The sequence below is a fragment of the Orrella sp. JC864 genome (assembly GCF_037026685.1).
Classification (GTDB): Bacteria; Pseudomonadota; Gammaproteobacteria; order Burkholderiales; family Burkholderiaceae_B; genus Orrella.
Map to the genome: position 1 here is coordinate 174,227 of NZ_JBANET010000003.1, position 16,824 is coordinate 191,050.

The 16,824-nt window shown below is 68.5% G+C and carries 15 protein-coding genes; 12 read left to right on the forward strand and 3 right to left on the reverse strand.

The genetic code is table 11. The features are described 5' to 3' along the window. The first annotated feature begins 14 nt into the window (after positions 1-14). A complete protein-coding gene (locus tag V8Z80_RS04150) occupies positions 15-1,841 on the forward strand; it encodes a dipeptide ABC transporter ATP-binding protein (RefSeq protein ID WP_155193388.1) in 1,827 nt (608 codons plus the stop codon). Continuing rightward, positions 1,838-3,214 carry a lyase family protein gene (locus V8Z80_RS04155; RefSeq protein WP_155193387.1) on the forward strand — a complete coding sequence of 459 codons (1,377 nt, stop codon included), beginning with the start codon at positions 1,838-1,840 and terminating at the stop codon, positions 3,212-3,214. Before V8Z80_RS04150 ends, V8Z80_RS04155 begins: the two co-directional genes overlap by 4 nt. Here V8Z80_RS04155 and V8Z80_RS04160 read toward each other — a convergent pair. Then, entirely contained in the window at positions 3,211-4,188 is a 978-nt protein-coding gene (locus V8Z80_RS04160) for a LysR family transcriptional regulator (protein WP_336061100.1), read from the reverse strand. The genes V8Z80_RS04155 and V8Z80_RS04160 overlap by 4 nt on opposite strands. 178 nt (positions 4,189-4,366) lie before the next feature. Here V8Z80_RS04160 and V8Z80_RS04165 point away from each other — a divergent pair, with 178 nt between their 5' ends. From V8Z80_RS04165 to V8Z80_RS04205, 9 genes are all read left to right on the forward strand, one after another. After that, positions 4,367-5,266 carry an alpha/beta hydrolase gene (locus V8Z80_RS04165; protein WP_336061101.1) on the forward strand — a complete coding sequence of 300 codons (900 nt, stop codon included), beginning with the start codon at positions 4,367-4,369 and terminating at the stop codon, positions 5,264-5,266. Positions 5,267-5,361: 95 nt separating this feature from the next. Then, a complete protein-coding gene (locus V8Z80_RS04170; protein WP_336061102.1) occupies positions 5,362-6,408 on the forward strand; it encodes a porin in 1,047 nt (348 codons plus the stop codon). Positions 6,409-6,572: 164 nt separating this feature from the next. Continuing rightward, positions 6,573-7,538 (forward strand): Bug family tripartite tricarboxylate transporter substrate binding protein, encoded by a 966-nt coding sequence (locus tag V8Z80_RS04175; protein WP_336061103.1) that lies wholly within the window; start codon positions 6,573-6,575, stop codon positions 7,536-7,538. 82 nt (positions 7,539-7,620) lie between these two features. Next, positions 7,621-8,463 carry an alpha/beta fold hydrolase gene (locus V8Z80_RS04180; RefSeq protein WP_155193379.1) on the forward strand — a complete coding sequence of 281 codons (843 nt, stop codon included), beginning with the start codon at positions 7,621-7,623 and terminating at the stop codon, positions 8,461-8,463. A 31-nt stretch (positions 8,464-8,494) separates the two neighbouring features. Further along, positions 8,495-9,382, forward strand: coding sequence for an FAD binding domain-containing protein (locus V8Z80_RS04185; protein ID WP_336061104.1), 888 nt, complete (start codon positions 8,495-8,497; stop codon positions 9,380-9,382). After that, entirely contained in the window at positions 9,369-11,675 is a 2,307-nt protein-coding gene (locus V8Z80_RS04190; protein ID WP_336061106.1) for a xanthine dehydrogenase family protein molybdopterin-binding subunit, read from the forward strand. Before V8Z80_RS04185 ends, V8Z80_RS04190 begins: the two co-directional genes overlap by 14 nt. Further along, on the forward strand, positions 11,672-12,166 hold the full coding sequence (locus tag V8Z80_RS04195) for a (2Fe-2S)-binding protein (RefSeq protein WP_336061107.1): 495 nt from the start codon (positions 11,672-11,674) through the stop codon (positions 12,164-12,166). Before V8Z80_RS04190 ends, V8Z80_RS04195 begins: the two co-directional genes overlap by 4 nt. After that, entirely contained in the window at positions 12,166-12,741 is a 576-nt protein-coding gene (locus tag V8Z80_RS04200; protein WP_336061108.1) for a CoxG family protein, read from the forward strand. The genes V8Z80_RS04195 and V8Z80_RS04200 overlap by 1 nt, the downstream gene beginning before the upstream one ends. 28 nt (positions 12,742-12,769) lie before the next feature. Then, positions 12,770-13,135 carry a RidA family protein gene (locus V8Z80_RS04205; RefSeq protein ID WP_155193374.1) on the forward strand — a complete coding sequence of 122 codons (366 nt, stop codon included), beginning with the start codon at positions 12,770-12,772 and terminating at the stop codon, positions 13,133-13,135. 22 nt (positions 13,136-13,157) lie between these two features. On the opposite strand, the gene V8Z80_RS04210 is transcribed toward V8Z80_RS04205, so the two are convergent. After that, positions 13,158-14,060 (reverse strand): LysR substrate-binding domain-containing protein, encoded by a 903-nt coding sequence (locus tag V8Z80_RS04210; RefSeq protein WP_336061109.1) that lies wholly within the window; start codon positions 14,058-14,060, stop codon positions 13,158-13,160. Positions 14,061-14,368: 308 nt separating this feature from the next. Here V8Z80_RS04210 and V8Z80_RS04215 point away from each other — a divergent pair, with 308 nt between their 5' ends. After that, positions 14,369-15,829, forward strand: a complete 1,461-nt coding sequence (locus tag V8Z80_RS04215; RefSeq protein ID WP_155193414.1) for an aldehyde dehydrogenase — start codon at positions 14,369-14,371, stop codon at positions 15,827-15,829. 36 nt (positions 15,830-15,865) lie between these two features. Here the strand turns inward: V8Z80_RS04215 and V8Z80_RS04220 are convergent, their stop codons facing one another. Continuing rightward, on the reverse strand, positions 15,866-16,765 hold the full coding sequence (locus V8Z80_RS04220) for a LysR substrate-binding domain-containing protein (protein WP_155193371.1): 900 nt from the start codon (positions 16,763-16,765) through the stop codon (positions 15,866-15,868). Between the last annotated feature and the right edge of the window lie 59 nt (positions 16,766-16,824).

The following is a 16,824-nucleotide window of genomic DNA, read 5'->3' on the forward strand; positions in this document are numbered from 1 at the left end:
GCCAAGGAACAGCCATGTCTGAACTGCTATTGGAAATAGAGAACCTCAACGTCGGGCTGCCCACGCAATCCGGCACGCTGCGCGCCGTGCGCGGCATGGACCTGGCGCTGCGCAAGGGTGAAGCCCTGGGCATCGTCGGCGAATCAGGCTCGGGCAAGTCGATGACCGCCCTGGCGCTCATGCGCCTGCTGCCTGCGGGCGCGCAATGGCACGCGCAGGCCATGCGCTTTGCCGGCCGCGACCTGCTCGCCATGCCCGAGCCCGACTTCGCAGGCCAGGTGGCCGGCCGCGGGATCGCCATGATCTTCCAGGAGCCGATGACCTCGCTCAACCCGGTCTACACCGTCGAAAGGCAGATGACCGAGCTGATGATCCGCGACGGCGCCAGCGCGGCGCAGGCGCGCGAACGCGCCTTGTACCTGCTCGATCGCGTGCGCCTGCCCGACCCGCGCGAGCGCCTGCGCAGCTATCCGCACCAGCTATCGGGCGGGCAGCGCCAGCGCGTGATGATCGCCATGGCCCTGATGACCAGCCCGCAGTTGCTGATCGCCGACGAACCGACCACGGCGCTGGACGTGACCGTCCAGGCCCAGATCCTGGAACTGCTGGGCGAACTGCGCGCCGAGTTCGGGATGGCGATGATCCTGATCACGCACGACCTGGCCGTGGTGGCCAGGTCGGTGGACCGGGTCATGGTCATGTATGGCGGCGAACCCCTGGAAAGCGGCTCGACCCGCGCCGTGCTGCAGGACCCGCGCCATCCCTATACGCGCGGCCTGCTTGCGTGCCGGCCCGGCCAGGCGTCGCGCCACGCCCGCCTGCGCGCCATACCCGGCATCGTGCCGTCGCTGGTGCAGCCCTGGACCGGTTGCGTCTTCGCGCCTCGCTGCGGCCACGCCCTGCCCTACTGCACCGGCGGCCAACCCATCGACAAGACGCTGCGCGGACCGCAGACCTGGTTCCGCTGCCTGAACCCGCAGGCCGGCCCGCCGCCGGCCGCGGCACCGGCCGCCGGCCCCGGGACCGCGGCGGCCCGCACCCAGGCGCCCACGCTCGTGGCCCGGCGCATTTCTCGCACCTTCGTGCAGCGCAAGGGCCTGTTCGCCCGGCCCTATACCGTGCAGGCCGTGCGGGACAGCTCGCTGGCGCTCGCGCAGGGCGAAACGCTGGCCGTGGTCGGTGAATCGGGCTCGGGCAAGAGCACGCTGGCGCGCATCCTGCTGGGGCTGGATGCGCCCGACAGCGGCGTGGTCGAACTGGGCGAGCGCCCCATCGGCGAACTATCGCCGGCCGAGCGCGCCAGCTGGATCCAGCCGGTATTCCAGGATCCCTATTCTTCGCTGAATTCCCGCCACACCGTGGGCCAGATCGTCGCCCGCCCGCTGGTGCTGCACCGCGCCTGCGGCACGCACCAGGCGCAGGACCAGGCGGCCCGGATGCTCCAGCGCGTCGGCCTGCCGGCGCGCCTGCTCAACAGCTATCCGAACCAGCTCTCGGGCGGCCAGCGCCAGCGCGTGGCGATCGCGCGGGCCTTGATGCTGGCCCCGCGCATCCTGCTGTGCGACGAGCCGACCTCGGCGCTGGACGTATCGGTGCAGGCGCAGATTCTCAACTTGCTGCAAGACCTTCAAGAGGAGTTCGGGTTGTCCATGCTGTTCATCACGCACGACATCGGCGTCGTCAGGAAGATCGCCGACCGGGTCGTGGTCATGCACCAGGGCCGCATCGTCGAAGACGGTCCGGCTGGCGAGGTGCTCGACCGCCCCTCGCATCCCTACACCGGCCAGCTGCTCGCTTCGGTACCCAGCCTGGAGACGGCCTTCGCGGAGCCGGCGCAATGACCGGCGCGGCGCCCCTGCCCGCCTCCGTAGCCGAGCTCTTCTCGCCCGAGCAGACCTGGCAATCCTGGCTGGATGTCGAGGCCGCGCTGGCGCTGACCCAGGCGCAGCTGGGCATGATACCTGCCCACTGCGCCAGGGAGATCGCCCGCCAGGCCGTGCTCGATAAGCTGGATCTTGATGCGCTGCGCGCCGATATCGGCCGCACCATGGCCCCTGTGCTGTCGGTCGTGCACGCGCTCTCGCACGTGTGCGGCGAGGAAGCCGGCGGCTACGTGCATTGGGGCGGCACTACGCAGAACATCATCTTTGCCGGGCGCCTGCTGCAAATGCGCCGTGCGCACGGCCTGCTGCTGGCCCGCATCGGCCGTTCGCTGGAGCGGCTGGCCGAGCTGGCGCGGCTGGGGGCCGAGGCCGTCATGGCAGGACGCACCAACCGCAAGCACGCCCTGCCGATTACCTTCGGCTTCAAGGTGGCCGGTTGGATCGAGGAACTGGCGCGCTGCGTGCAAAGACTGCAGCAGGTCGAGCCGCGCGCCTTCGCGCTAGTGTTCGGCGGCGCCATCGGAGCCATGCATACCTTCGGCCCCGACGGCCCCCGGCTGGCGCGCGCGCTGGCCGATCGCCTGCAGCTCAGCCATCCGCTGGTGCATTCGCGCGCCATGCTCGATCCGTTCTGCGAGTACGTGGTGGTGCTGGCCCTGTTCGGCATGACCTGCTCGCGCATCGGCAACGAACTGTACCTGCTCATGACCGACGAACTGGGCGAAGTGTCCGAGTCCCTGCCCGAGGGCGTGATCGGCAGCAGCACCATGCCGCACAAGGACAACCCCAAGCATGTGGTGACCCTGATCGCGCGGGCGGCCCGGCTGCGCGCGCTGGCCGCACCCGCGCTGGAGGCCGGCCAGCCCAGCCATGAAGGCGACGCGGCCTGCAACCAGCAGCTCTATGGCCTGATCGACGAAGCGTGCCCGCTGGCCTACGACCTGGCCGTGCGGCTGGAGCAGCTGCTGAGCCTGCTGCGGTTCGATCCGCTGCGCATGCGCCGCAACCTGTCCCTGTCCGCCGACGTGATCGCCTCCGAGCAGCTCATGATGCTGCTGGCAGGCAGGCTGGGACGCCAGCGCGCCCACGACAAGGTCCATGCCGCGATCCGCACCGCGCGCCAGCGCGGCGTGCCGCTGCCGCAAGTGCTGGTGCAAGACCCCGAGATCCACGCCCACTACGCCCAAGCCGAACTGGCGCAGGCGCTCGATCCGGCCCGCTATACCGGCAACAGCCGCGAGACCGCCTTGCAGGCCGCCGAGATGGCCGATGCCCTGGCCTGCCGGCTGCGGCCGGGCTCCCAGCCGGCCCTCGCCCCGGCGGGGAACTAGCGCCTGCCGGCGCCGGTTTCCCGCCCGGCCTGCTGTCCGGGCGGCGGCAGCAGGCGGAAACTGGAGGCGGCCTCGCCCTGCTCGCGGCACAGGCGGCGCACGTAGCCGCGCAGGCTGTCGATGAACAGGTCCGCCAGCGGCGGCCGGCCGCCGGGTGGAAAGATGCAGGCATAAGTCACCCAGCGCGCGGGCTCGACGGGCATGAACGTCAGCGCATCGTCCTCATGCAGCCGCGCGCAGGTGCGGTCCATCAGCGACAGGCCATTGCCGTCGCGCACCAGTTGATGAACCATCATGGTGGAAGTGGTCTCTATCGCCACGCGCGGCTTGGCTCCCGCGGCGGCGAACACTTCGTCCAGCCGGCGGCGCCATAGCTGGTGGGGCTGCAGCGTCACCATGTCCTCTTCGAGCAGATCCTCAGCATGCACGCTCTGCCTGCCCGCCAGCCTATGCTTGCGCGGCAACAGCGCCTCGACGCGCGCCTGCAGCACCGGTTCGATCTGCAGGTCGACGGTGGCATTGGTAATGGGCAGCGACAGCAAGCCGAGGTTGTAGCGCCTGCGCGCGACCTTGTTCTCGATTTCGAACCGGCCTTCGATGTGGATGCGGCAATCGAATCCGGGATGCAGCTTGCGCATGTCGCTGATGGCCGGCGACACCAGGCAGGTTCCCAGGGGAACCGAGGTCACCAGCGTGAACTTCTCGCGGTTCTTGCCGCGGATGTCCTCGGCGATGCGCGGCAGCTCGTCCACGCCGACCAGGATGTGCTCGGCCTCCTGGAAGAACAGCTCGCCCTCCGGCGTCAACAGCAGGCGCCGGCGCGAGCGGGTAAACAGCTTGAGCCGCAGTTCGTCCTCCAGCAAGGCGATCAGGCGGCTGGCCGCGGACTGGCTCAGGTGCAGCTGCTCGGCAGCGCCGGCCAGCGAGCCGCGCAGGACGATCAGGCGAAACAGCCGCAGCGATTTCAGGTTCATGGCACCAGGCTGGCCGCCGGCGCCGGGCATGCGGCGTGTACGGGCGATCGCTTGCGTAATTTCGAACAGGTCATTGCTTAATTCGAATAATCCGTGCAATGGGCGAGGCTAGGATGCCAGAACCGCAGCGCCCGATCAATGAAAAACCAACGGCCTGCGCAGCAAAGAGGAGACCATCATGCAACGATCGCTTCTGGCCGCGGGCTTGCTGGCCTGCGCGGCGGCATCGCAGGCAGCCTTGCCCGAAGGCGCGGGCCAGTATGTCTATCGGGACGCCGACGGCGGCGAGGTCCCGGTCTATTACTACGTGCCGCCCGGCGCCGCGCCCGGCGCGCCGGTTGTGCTGGTGCTGCATGGCTTGCAGCGCGATGCCGGGCAATACCGGGACGGCTGGATCGAAGCGGCCGGGCGGCACGGCCTGACCGTACTGGCGCCGCTGTTCACCCGCGAGCGCTTTCGCGGCGCGAACGGCTACCAGCTGGGCAACGTCTTTCATGCCCAGACCGACGACGAGATCCGCGGCCGTGCGCGGCCCGCGCGCAGCAATCCCCCCTCGGACTGGAGCTTCGCACTGCCCGATGCCGTCTTTCGGGATTTCACGCGCCGCCAGCCTGCGGCCCCCGCCGGCTATACCTTGTACGGCCACGGCGCGGGCGCGCAGTTCGCGCAACGCTATGCCCTGTTCCGTCCGCATTCGCTAGCTTGCCGCATCATCGCGGCCAACCCGGGCTGGTACACCTTTCCCGACCGGGAAATCGAATGGCCCTATGGCCTGAAAGGCGTCGGCTTGCTGGACGACGCGGCGCTGGATGCTGCGCTTGGCGCCCCCTTGCTGTTGATGCTGGGCGAGGAAGACACCTCGCGCGGCGGCGTGATCCGCGTGACCGAAGGCGCCGACGCGCAAGGTGCCGACCGCAAGGCGCGCGGCGAGAACTTCTTCGCCTACGGGCAAGCGCTGGCCGCACGGCGCGGTGTGCCCAGCGGCTGGCGGCTGCAAGCCGTCGCCGGGGCGGGCCACCGCAATGCCGAGATGGTCGACGCGGTCGCCGCCGCCATCCAGCACTGCCCCGCTCCCTAGGTTCCATCCCCCCCCCGTATCGCAGGCAGCGCGCGGCACGCAAGGTGCCGCCGCCCCGCTTGCGCCTGAAAAAACCATACCGACAAGGAGACATCATGTCCAAGTTCTTTAACTATCCCTTGCTGGCCGGCACCATCCTGGCGGCGGCCGGCGCACCAGCCGCCGCGCAGTCCTCGACCCGGGTCGAGCTCTACGGCGTCATCGACGTGGGCTTTCTGCACGACAGCGACGAGGTGAACGGCTCTTCCACCGGCGTGAACAGCGGTGGCGAAGCAGGTTCACGCTGGGGCCTGCGCGGCGCGGAGGACCTGGGCGGCGGCTGGAAAGCCACGTTCCAGGTCGAGGGAGGCATCGACATGACCAATGGGCGCTCGCAGCAAGGCGACCGGCTGTTCGGCCGCTGGGCCTACCTGGGCCTTGCCGGGCCTTATGGCGAGATCCGCGCTGGCCGCCAATGGGTGCTGGGGCGCGAATGGGGCGGTGCGGCCACGCCGTTCGGCATCGCCTGGATGCGCTCGGGCCTGGGCACCACCTTCGGCTACAACGACGGCGACTTCGGCTCCAGCGGCATCGCCGACAACATGGTGATGTATCGCTCGCCGCGCGTGGGCGGCTGGGAAGCCGCCCTGGGCTACAGCTTCCAGCCCAACGGCGAGCAGGAGGCCGGGCCGGCCAACAACGATCGCGTGCTGACCGGCGGCCTGCGCTATGCGCGCGGCCCGGTGCGCGTGGCGCTGACCTACGAGCATGCCTATGCCAGCCAGAACCGCAGGGTCGGCGGGCGGCCCGCCACCGACGCCACCAACTGGCAGCTGGGCGGCTCCTACGATTTCGAGGTGGTGCGGGTCTATGGCGGCGTGGGCCGTATCAGCGACGCATCGCGCGGCCCGGCCAGGCTGATGGAGAAGGACGTGGCGTGGACCGCCGGGGTGCGCGTGCCGGCCGGCCCGGGATCGATACTGGCTTCGTGGCAGCAGACCACGCGCTCGGACATCCAGGGCGGGGCGCTCGGCTACCAATACGTGCTGTCGCGCCGCACCGACATCTACGCCTTCGTGAACCATACCGAGACCCGCAACCGCAATAGCGGCGAGGATGAAGGCCGCACCCAGTTCAGCGTGGGCATGCGCCACCGCTTCTAGGCGGCCGATCCGGCAGGCGCCGCCGCGCGCGGCGGCGTCATGAAAACTATTCATAGCCCGAAGCGATATTCATCATTTGTCCCCGGCGCCCCGGCCGCCGTACGCTCCCGGATCAGCTGCCAGCCATGGCCGCTGGCATAACTCTTACAAATCTGGGACAGCGTATGAAAACCTGGCTTGCATGCCTGCTCGCACTCGCGACGATATCCGCCCCTGCCGCAGCGCAGGACTACCCCGAACGCCCCGTGCGCATGCTGGTGCCCTTCGCCCCCGGCGGCGTCGTGGACATCGCCGCGCGCCACGTCAGCGAACAATTGTCCAAGACCTGGAATCAATCGGTGATCGTGGAGAACCGGCCCGGCGGCAACGGCTTCATCGCCACCACCGCGGCGGCGCGCGCCGCGCCCGACGGCTATACGCTGCTCATGGCCCACACGGGCGAGTTCTCGGTCAACCCCGCGGTGTTTCCCAAGGTGCCCTACGACCTGGAGCGCGACTTCGAGCCCATCACCCTGGTCAGCGACACGCCGCTGGTGCTGGCCACCAAGTCGGACTCCAAGCTCGATTCGATCAAGACCGTCATCGAGCTGTCCAAGGCCAAGCCGGGCTCGCTGACTTTTTCCTCTCCCGGCACGGGCAGCTTCAACCACCTTGCGGGCGAATGGTTCGCCAACAGCGCCGGCATCGAGCTGATGCACGTGCCCTATCGCGGCGGCTCGCCGGCCGCGGCGGCCGTGGCCTCCGGCGAAGTCTCGCTGGGCGTGGTGGCCGCCTCGTCCATGGACCAGTTCGTCAAGTCCGGGCACGTCAGGATCCTGGCGGTGATGACCGAGCGCAAGATCGCCTCGCGCCCCGATTGGCCCACGCTGCAGGAGGTCGGCGTCAAGGACGTGGACGCGGCCAACTGGGTCGGCCTGTTCGCCCCCAAGGGCACGCCGCCCGAGATCCTCGAGAAGATCAACCGCGACGTCAACGCGGCGCTCCGGAGCCCCAAGCTGCAGGAAACCTTTGCCATGGGCGGCGGCGAGGCGGTGGGCACCACCCCGCAGGAGTTCCGCGAACGCATCGCGCGGGATCTGCAGACCAACCGCGAAATCGCCCAGCGAGCCGGCGTGCAGATCCAGGAGTGACATCCCTTTCCCGCCGGATGCGGCCGGCCGCGGGCCGCGCCGCACCGCACGCATAAGCCATCAAGAACCAGGAGTCGGCAGCATGTCCGCCAGACCGGAAACACCCCCCCGATACGGCCAGGCCCAGGCCAGCGACGGCGCGAGCCTGCACTACCAGATCCACGAGAATCCGGCCAGCGAGCACTGCATCGTGCTGCTGCACTCGCTGGCCATGGACCATCGGTTCTGGCGCCTGGTGGCGCCGGCCCTGGCCGGCCAGGCCACGGTGCTCTGTCCGGACGTACGCGGGCATGGCGCCTCGTCCAAGCCGGCCGGCCCCTACGACATTGCCCTGTTCGCCCGCGACCTGAAGGAGCTGCTGCAATCGCTGGGGTACCGGCGCGCCATCGTGGGCGGGGCCTCGATGGGCGGGTGCATCGCGCTGCAGTTCGGCATCGACCATCCCCAGATGACGGCCGGCCTGGCGCTGATCGATACCACGGCCTGGTACGGCCCGAGCGCGCCGGCGGACTGGGCCGGGCGCGCGCACAAGGCCGCCAGCGAAGGCTTCGGCGCGCTGGTGCAATTCCAGGCCACGCGCTGGTTCAGCGACGCGTTTCGCGCCGCGCAGCCCGAGACCGTGCAGGCATGCATCGACACCTTCCTGGCCAACGATACCGACGCCTACGTGGCCACCTGCCACGCCATGGGCGGCTTCGACGGCCGCGAAGGCGCCAGGCGCATCGCCTGCCCCACCGAGGTCCTGGTCGGCGAGCAGGACTATGCCGCCCCGGTATCGATGGCCCAGGACCTGCATGCCGCGATCGCCGGGTCGGCCCTGACCGTGATCCCGGCTGCCCGGCATCTCACCCCGCTGGAGACGCCCGCCGTGATCGTGCAGGCCTTCGAGCGCCTGCTGGCCGGCGCATCGGGCGCGCCCGCATGAGCCCGCGCACAGCCAAGCGAGGAACCCCGCGGTGATACCTTTCGAATATCTGACACCCCGTACGCTGGAAGAAGCGATACAGCTTCTGGATCCCGAGGATCCCGACATCCGCCCGGTGGGCGGCGGCACAGCCGTCATGCTGATGATGAAGGCCGGCGTGCTGCGCCCCACGCGCCTGGTCAGCCTGGGCAAGGTCCAGGACACGTACCGGCAGATCCAAGTGGACAGCGAAGGCGCGCTGCGGGTGGGCGGCATGACGACGCTGGCCCAGCTCGAGCGCTCGCCCCTGGTGCAGCGCGGCTGGCCCATGCTGGCGCGCACGTTCAAGGCCTTGTCGAACATCCGCGTGCGCAACGTCGCCACGATAGGCGGCAACCTGGCGCACTGCGATCCGCACATGGACATGCCGCCGGTGCTATCCGCGCTGGGCGCCAGGGTCGTGGCCAGCGGCCCGGCCGGCGCGCGCGAGATCGACGTCGAGCAGCTGTGCGTCGGCTACTACGAGACCGTGCTGGCGCGCAACGAGATCATCTCCGAAGTCATCGTGCCGCCCATGCGCCAGGCGCGCGGCGCCTATTTCAAGGTGACCACCCGCGCGGCGCACGACTGGCCGGCCCTGGGCGTGGCGGTGACGCTGCAGGCCCAGGGCGACCTTATCCGCCAGGCCCGGATCGTGGTGGCAGCCGCCACCGACCGGCCGACCCGCCTGCCGGCGCTCGAGCAAGCGCTGCGCGATACGCGTTTCGATGAAGACGGGATCCGGCAGGCGGCGCTGGCCGCGGCCCGGGAACTGGACATCGCCAGCGACCAGCACGGCTCGGCGCAATACAAGAAACACTTGCTGGGCGTCTACCTGGGCCGCGCGGTGCGCGCGGCCTTGGCCGAACGGCAAGGAGACGGTGATCATGAACAGCATTGACGACCCCGGCCTGGCCCGCGCGCAGGTCGGCAAATCCCGGCACCGGCTGGAAAGCCGGGCCAAGGTGACGGGCCGGGCCGACTACACGCATAACCTGGCGCTGCCCGGCATGCTGCACGCCAAGATCCTGCGCAGCACGGTGGCGCACGCAAGAATCGTGTCCATCGACGCGGAGGCGGCGCGACGGCTGCCCGGCGTGCAGGCCGTGGTGACCGCGCAGGACATCCTGAAGGTGATTCCCGAGCCCTATTTCGGCCCGGCCTTCCACGACCAGCCCATCCTGGCGATCGACAAGGTCCGCTACGTGGGCGAACCGGTGGCCGTGGTGCTGGCGCACGACCCCTACGTGGCCGAGGAAGCGCTGCATCACGTTTACGTCGAGTACGACGAGCTGCCGGCGGTGTTCGACGAAGTGCAGGCCGCCAAGTCCGAAACGGTCGTGCACGAGGCCCTGCGGCCGGCCGGCACGTTTCCCGATCTGAAGCACCTGGCGGGCCGGCGCGACACCAATATCGCCCTGGACTTCAGCGTGCGCAAGGGCGACGTGGAGGCGGCCTTCGCCCAGGCCAACCACGTGTTCGAGCATACCTTCCGCACGCAGCAGGTCATGCATACCCCGCTCGAACCCATGGTGACCGTGGCCGAGCTAACCGATGCGGGCCTGACGCTGCATACGGCTTCCCAGAGCCCTTCCTTCGTCCGGCTGGAGATCGCCCGGCTGCTGAACTGGCCCGAAGCCAGGGTGCGCGTGCGCACGGGGCTGCTGGGCGGGGGCTTCGGCGCCAAGCTGTATATCAAGCTCGAGGCGCTGGCCGCTGCGCTCGCGCTGATAGCGCGCAGGCCGGTCCGGGTGGCGCTGACCATGGAAGAGCAGTTCTACACCATCACCAAGCACGGCACCACCTTCAAGATCAAGACGGCCGTCACCCGTGAAGGCCGCATCACCGCGCGCCGCTGCGAAGTCTGGTGGAACGGCGGCGCCTACGCGGACATCGGCCCGCGGGTGACGCAAAAATCGGGATTCACCGCCGCCGGTCCGTACGACATCGACAACGTCTGGATCGACTCGTACCAGGTCTACACCAACCTGCCGCCGGCCGGCGCCTTTCGCGGCTTCGGCATTACCCAGATGGTATGGGCCTACGAAAGCCAGGCCGACATCATCGCGCGGGCCCTGGACATGGATCCCGTGCAGTTCCGCCGCCTGAACCTGCTGCGCGAAGGCCGCCCTCATGCGACCGGCACGGTCATGAAGGACGCCGCGCTGATCCAGGCGCTGGAGCGCACGGCCGAACTGATGAAGTGGGACGAGCCCCTGCCCAGGGGCCAGGGCACGCTGCGCCGCGGCCGCGGCATCGGCATCGGCTTCAAGGCCCTGGTCGCGCCGACCACCTCGATGGCCATGGTGAGCCTGTCGGCCGACGGCAGCTGCTTCGTCTATTCCAGCACCGTGGACATGGGCCAGGCATCGGACACGGCCATGGCCATCATCGCCGGCGAAGTGCTGGGCCTGGACCCGGACACCATCCGCGTGATCCATCCGGACACCGACGTCACGCCCTACGACATGGCGACGCTGGGGTCGCGCTCGACCTTCCATATGGGGCATGCGGTGCGCCTGGCGGCCGAGGATGCGCTGGCCAAGATGCGGGCGCTGCAGGCCGAGCTGGGCCTGCCCGCGCAGGACAAGCCCGATGCCGCGCAGCTGCTGGTCAAGCGCTACGGCATGCGGGCCGGCAACATCATCGGCATAGGCAGCTTCGTGCCCGAATACATCTCGCCGGACAAGCAGACCGGCCAGTCCGAGAACATCACGCCCAACTGGATGGTGGGCGCGACGGGCGTGGAAGTCGAGGTCGATACCGAGACCGGCAAGTTCCGCGTGGTGCGCATGCTCAACGTGGGCGACTGCGGCACGGCGATCAACCCGCGCATCGTCAAGACCCAGCTCTCGGGCGCCGCCATCATGCAGCTGGGCGCGGCGCTGTACGAGGAGATGGACTTCGACGAGAACGGGCAGCTGCGCAACGCCTCGTTCGCCGAATACAAGATCCCGGGCATCCACGACGTGCCGCAGGACTTCGGCACCGAGATCGTCGATGCCTGCCAGCGCAACGGCCCATTCGGCGCCAAGGGCGTGGGCGAGTCGGGCACCTTCGGCGTGGCCTCGGCGATCGCCGCGGCCATCGAGGACGCCGTCGGCGTGCGCCTGTTCAGCATGCCCATCAAATACGAGTCGGTCTGCCAGGCGCTGCAGGCGCGCCGGGCCGGCCAGCCGGAGGAACAGCCATGAATGGCCAGACGACCCGCATCCAATTCACCCTGAACGGCCAGGCCGTCCAGGCCGACATCCAGACGCACCACAACGCGCTGGACGTGCTGCGCAACACCTTCGCCCTGTTCGGCGCGCGGGAAAGCTGCGGCCAGGGCCTGTGCGGCTGCTGCACCATCATCGTCGACGGCAAGAGCGTCAGCGGCTGCCTGTACCTGGCCGCGGCGCTGGATGGCACCGAAGTGCGGACCATCGAGAGCCTGGACGCCGACGGCGAGCTGCACCCCGTGCAGCAGGCGTTCATCGATTGCGACGCGTTCCAGTGCGGCTTCTGCACCTCGGGCTTCATCCTGATGAGCCAGCAGCTGCTGGCCGAGAATCCCCGTCCCAGCGAGGCGGAAATCAAGAACTATCTTTCGGGCAACCTGTGCCGCTGCGCGGCCTATCCCGAGATCATCGAGGCGGTCCAGCTGGCCGCGACCCGCATCAACGCTTCCAAAGAGGCCATGTAGTGCAGCTCAAGGATCAACAAATCATCAACCTGCCGGTCCAGCAGGTCTGGGCCGCGCTGAACGACCCGGCCATCCTGCAGCAATGCGTGCCGGGCTGCGACACCTTCGAGCCGGTCGGGGAGAACCAGTACAAGGTGGTCATGACCGCGTCGGTAGGTCCCATCCAGGCCAAGTTCACGGGCAAGCTGCAGCTGTCGGACATCGTGCCGCCCGAGTCGTACACGCTGAGCTTCGAAGGCTCGGGCGGGGCGGCCGGCTCGGGCAAGGGCAACGCCACCGTGCAGCTGGCCGAGGTTCCCGAGGGCACCCTGCTGTCGTACGCCGTCTCGGCCACCGTCGGCGGACGGCTGGCCCAGGTGGGCGCGCGCCTGATCGATGGCGTGGCAAAGAAGATGGCCGACCAGTTCTTCTCGCGCCTGAAGGCCCTGCTCGAACCGGCGCAGGCCCAGGCGCCCGCGCCGCAGCCCGAGGCGGCCAGCCCGCCCGCCCGCGCCCCGGCATCCAGGCGCTCGCTGCTTTGGCCCGCCGTGGCCGGCGCGGCCGTCATCATCGGCCTTATCATCTACCTGAACTGACCCAGCGGCCCCCACGGAAGACGCAAACATGCAATTCATCAACGATCCCGGCAATCCGCCCGCCGGCCACTATTCGCAGGCGGTCGTCGTCAATGGCCTGGTCTTCCTGTCGGGAATCCTGCCGGCCGCACCGCAAGGCAGCTTCGAAGAGCAGGTCCGGCAGGTGCTGGCCAAGGCCGACGAGGTCCTTCACAACGCCGGCAGCGCGCTGGACCATGCCGTCCAGTGCACCGCCTACATCGTCGGCGTCGAGAACTGGCCCGACTTCAACCGCATCTACAAGGAAGTGCTGGGCGCGCACAAGCCGGCCCGCACCGTGGTGCCGGTGGCCGAGCTGCACTACGGCGCCCTGGTCGAGCTGCAGGTGGTCGCGGCCCTGAGGCAGGCCGCCTGAGCCGTCCCGGCCAACCCGGGCGCTAGGCGCCAGGCGGGCGGCGGCCGAACTTGCCCAGCGCCCATTGCTTGAAGTGCCGGATCTTCGGCACTTCGGCCAGGTCTTTGCGATAGCCCAGGAAATAACTGACGCTGAGCCTGACCTTCTTGTCGAAGGGAATAACCAGCGCGCCGCTGGCCAGCTCCTTCTGGATGATCCAGGAGCGGCCCATGCAGATGCCGATGCCCGCCATGGCCGCTTCAACCGGCAGGCACAGGCCGCTGAAGCTGATCTCGTCCTTGAACGCCAGCGGCTCCGGACAGGTATAGGACATCCAGGTAGCCCAGTCGTCGTCCACCAGGGGCGATACCGAACGCAGGATGGTGTGCCGCGTCAGGTCCTGCAGCGTGTTCAGCCGCCCTGCCGCCAGCAGGGCGGGGCTGCATACCGGAAAAATATCGTCGGGCGGAAACAGGTGCACTGCCAGGTCGGGCATGGTGTTCATGCCATATCCGATGCACACGTCGAAGTCGTGCTCCTGGATGCGGTCCACGCCCACCACCGGCGTCAGGCGGATCTCGATCTCCGGGTGCCTGCGCCGGAAATCCTGCAGCTCGGGCACCAGGCACCGCGACGCGAAGCTGGACAGGCAGGCGATATGCAGGCGCGAGCGGCGCAGATTGGATATCTCGTCCGAAGCCGTCCCTATCATCACCAGCGCAGGCTTGATCTTCCTGAGATAGTGCATGCCGGTATCGGTCAGCGCGACCCTGTTGGTGCTGCGGTCGAGCAATTGGGCGCCCACCAGCGTTTCCAGTTCCTTGATCTGGTGGCTGATCGCCGTCTGGGTCAGGTTCAGTTCGCGGGCCGCACGCGTGAAGCTCAGGTGGCGGGCAGTGGCTTCGAAGGCGCGCAAGGTGTTCAGTTTCGGAAGGTGTTTTGGCATCGTTTCCGCCTCCTGCGGCGGCGTGCAGGCGGCGGACAGCCCCCCAGCCCTGGCGAATCTATGTGCAAAAAAAAGCATATAGCATCGCACAAACCCCCGCCGGCTAGCACCGGGACTACCCTGAGCGGACTGCCTGCCCCGCTGGCCCCGGGCCATGAAAACGGCTCATGGACCGTAGCGGGAATTTTCGTTTGGCCCGGATGCCGGCGGCCACTATCCTTCATCCGGATACATGCCTGCCCGCAAGCCTTCGCGCGGGAAGCACCAACAGGGGACAAAGGAAGATGAATGCAAGCAAAGCGCCGGCCATGCCGGCCTACGGAAACTGGATCAACGGCCGGGAAGAAGCCTCCGGGGCCACATGCGAGACGCTCAATCCCTATAACCAGCAGCCGTGGGCCACGGTGGCGCAGGGAACCGTCCAGGACGTGGACCGCGCGGTCCGCGCGGCCCGCGCCGCCTTCGAGCAAGGCCCCTGGGCCGCCATGACGGCCACCGAACGGGCCGCGCTGCTGCGCCGCCTGGGCGACATCATCAAGCGCGACGCCCAGGAGCTGGCCCGCATCGAATCGACCGACAACGGCAAGCTGTACAAGGAAATGCTCGGGCAGTGGCAATACCTGCCCGAATGGTTCTATTACAACGCCGGCCTGGCCGACAAGCTGCAAGGCGACGTGATTCCCTCGGACCGGCCGAACTTCATGATCTACACGCGCCACGAGCCGCTCGGCGTCGTGGGCGCCATCACGCCCTGGAATTCCCCGGGCCTGCTGCTGATCTTCAAGCTGGCAGCCGGGCTGGCCGCCGGCTGCACCTTCGTGGTCAAGCCGTCCGAACACACGCCGGTGTCCACCGTCGAGCTGGCCCGCCGCATCCACGAAGCCGGCTTTCCGCCCGGCGTCTTTAATGTCGTCAACGGCCCGCCCGAGGTGGGCGCCGCGCTGGTCGGCCATCCCGGGATCGACAAGATCGCCTTCACCGGCGCCACCGAAACCGGCAAGAAGATCGCGGCGCAGGCGGCCCGCAACCTGACTCGCGTGTCCCTGGAGCTGGGCGGGAAATCGCCCAACATCGTCTTTGCCGACGCGGACCTGGATGTGGCGGCCAACGGCGCGGTGGCCGGCATCTTTGCCGCCACCGGCCAGACCTGCATGGCCGGGTCGCGCCTGCTGGTGCAGCAGGACGTGCACGATGCGCTGCTGGACAGGATCGTCGAGCAGACCCGCTCCATCAAGCTGGGCGACCCCATGGACCCGGCCACGCAGATGGGCCCCTGCGCCAACGAACCCCAGCTGCGCAAGGTGCTGGAATACATCGACGTCGCCCGGCAGGAAGGCGCAAGCCTGAAGTACGGCGGCCAGGTCGATCCGGCGCTGGGCGGGCTGTTCGTGCAGCCGACCGTGTTCGCCAACGTGCACAACGCCATGCGCATCGCCCGCGAGGAAGTGTTCGGGCCCGTCCTGAGCGTCATCCCTTTCAAGGACGAGGAAGAGGCGATCCGCATCGCCAACGACACCCGCTTCGGCCTGGCCGCCGCGGTCTGGACCCAGAACGTGCATCGCGCCCACCGCGTGGCCCACAGGCTGCGGGCCGGCACGGTGTGGATCAACGCCTATCGGGTGGTGTCCTTCGCGGCGCCTTTCGGCGGCTACGGCGAAAGCGGGCTGGGCCGCGAAAACGGCGTGGACGCGATCCGCGAGTTCACCGAAACGAAATCGGTCTACGTCGAACTGAGCGGCGCGCCGCGCGATCCGTTCAAGCTGGGATAGCCGCGCCGCCAGGGCGCGCGGCGAACCGGCCGGGCCTCATCGCCTGGCCGGCCCGCAGAACCTGCCCAGCGCCCACTCCCTGAAATACCGGATCTTGGGCACGTCGGCCAGGTCCTTGCGATGGCCCAGGAAATAGCTCACGTCCAGGCAGACCTGCTGGTCAAAAGGCGCCACCAGGCTCTTGTTCTCCAGTTCCTTCTGGATGATCCAGGAACGCCCCATGCAAACCCCCATGCCCGCCACGGCGGCCTCCACCGTCAGGTAAAGGCCGCCGAAGCTGATCTCGTCCTTGAACGCCAGCGGTTCCTGGCAGGCATAGGACATCCACACCGACCAATCGTCGCCCACCAGCGGCGATAGCGACCGTATGATGGTTTGCTCCACCAGGTCCGCCGGCGTGCGCAACCGGCCACCCTGCAGCAGCGTGGGACTGCATACCGGGAATATGTACTCGGGCGAGAACGGATACACGGCCAGGCCCGCAATGGTGTTCATGCCGTAGCCGATGCATACGTCGAAATCCTGCTCCTGCAGCCGGTCCACGCCGATCACCGGGGTCAGGCGTATCTCGATGTCCGGATGCCGCTGCCGGAAATCCTTCAGCGCCGGCATCAGGCACTTGGACGCGAAGGTCGACAGGCTGGCGATATGCAGCCGTGAGCGGCGCACGCTCGATACCTCGTCCGAGGCCGTGCCGATCATGACCAGCGCCGGCTTGATCTTGCGCAGGTAGGTCATCCCGCTGTCGGTCAGGATGACCTTGTTGGTGCGCCGCTCGAACAGCTGGGCGCCCACCAGCGCTTCCAGTTCCTTGACCTGGTGGCTGATGGCAGTCTGCGTCAGGTTCAGTTCGCGGGCGGCGCGCGTAAAACTCAGGTGACGCGCGGTGGCTTCGAATGCGCGCAGCGCGTTCAGCTTGGGCAAATGCTTGGGCATGGGGGTCCTCCTCCTGTGGACGACATATAGCAAGCCCCCGGCGCGCGCGCACTTGGTGA

What these genes read in the sequence shown, in the direction of transcription:
- V8Z80_RS04210 (WP_336061109.1), bottom strand. Translation starts at nt 14,060, where the DNA reads ATGCCAAAACACCTTCCGAAACTGAACACCTTGCGCGCCTTCGAAGCC.
- V8Z80_RS04180 (WP_155193379.1), top strand. Translation starts at nt 7,621, where the DNA reads ATGTCCGCCAGACCGGAAACACCCCCCCGATACGGCCAGGCCCAGGCC.
- V8Z80_RS04150 (WP_155193388.1), top strand. Translation starts at nt 15, where the DNA reads ATGTCTGAACTGCTATTGGAAATAGAGAACCTCAACGTCGGGCTGCCC.
- V8Z80_RS04215 (WP_155193414.1), top strand. Translation starts at nt 14,369, where the DNA reads ATGCCGGCCTACGGAAACTGGATCAACGGCCGGGAAGAAGCCTCCGGG.
- V8Z80_RS04190 (WP_336061106.1), top strand. Translation starts at nt 9,369, where the DNA reads ATGAACAGCATTGACGACCCCGGCCTGGCCCGCGCGCAGGTCGGCAAA.
- V8Z80_RS04195 (WP_336061107.1), top strand. Translation starts at nt 11,672, where the DNA reads ATGAATGGCCAGACGACCCGCATCCAATTCACCCTGAACGGCCAGGCC.
- V8Z80_RS04165 (WP_336061101.1), top strand. Translation starts at nt 4,367, where the DNA reads ATGCAACGATCGCTTCTGGCCGCGGGCTTGCTGGCCTGCGCGGCGGCA.
- V8Z80_RS04175 (WP_336061103.1), top strand. Translation starts at nt 6,573, where the DNA reads ATGAAAACCTGGCTTGCATGCCTGCTCGCACTCGCGACGATATCCGCC.
- V8Z80_RS04155 (WP_155193387.1), top strand. Translation starts at nt 1,838, where the DNA reads ATGACCGGCGCGGCGCCCCTGCCCGCCTCCGTAGCCGAGCTCTTCTCG.
- V8Z80_RS04220 (WP_155193371.1), bottom strand. Translation starts at nt 16,765, where the DNA reads ATGCCCAAGCATTTGCCCAAGCTGAACGCGCTGCGCGCATTCGAAGCC.
- V8Z80_RS04170 (WP_336061102.1), top strand. Translation starts at nt 5,362, where the DNA reads ATGTCCAAGTTCTTTAACTATCCCTTGCTGGCCGGCACCATCCTGGCG.
- V8Z80_RS04205 (WP_155193374.1), top strand. Translation starts at nt 12,770, where the DNA reads ATGCAATTCATCAACGATCCCGGCAATCCGCCCGCCGGCCACTATTCG.
- V8Z80_RS04160 (WP_336061100.1), bottom strand. Translation starts at nt 4,188, where the DNA reads ATGAACCTGAAATCGCTGCGGCTGTTTCGCCTGATCGTCCTGCGCGGC.